The organism is Streptomyces sp. P9(2023) (assembly GCF_032436795.1).
Lineage (GTDB): Bacteria > Actinomycetota > Actinomycetes > Streptomycetales > Streptomycetaceae > Streptomyces.
Genome location: NZ_JAUPWM010000758.1, coordinates 1 through 245 on the forward strand (window position 1 = coordinate 1; position 245 = coordinate 245).

Here is a 245-nt window from a genome sequence, read left to right on the forward strand (position 1 = left end):
CGCTTCGTCTCGCCGTAATAGCGTTCGCGCGGGCGGGGGTCTTCGATCTCGCGGCCCTTGTAGCGGTGGAAAAAGCCAAGCTGGCCAAACATCGGGCCAATGCCCCCCATCTGAAACATCAGCCATTGCAGCGTGTGCCAGCGCGCGGCACCGTCGCGGGGCAGGAACTGGCCGGTCTTGTCGGCCAGATAAGTCAAAATCGCGCCCGATTCCCACAGCGCCAGCGGCCCGTCCGGCCCGTCGGG

At 66.1% G+C, this 245-nt stretch carries 1 protein-coding gene; it reads right to left on the bottom strand.

What is annotated here, in order from left to right; translation table 11 throughout:
* A partial coding sequence (locus tag Q5762_RS39350) for a hypothetical protein (protein ID WP_315897122.1) occupies positions 1-245 on the bottom strand: 245 nt, incomplete at both ends.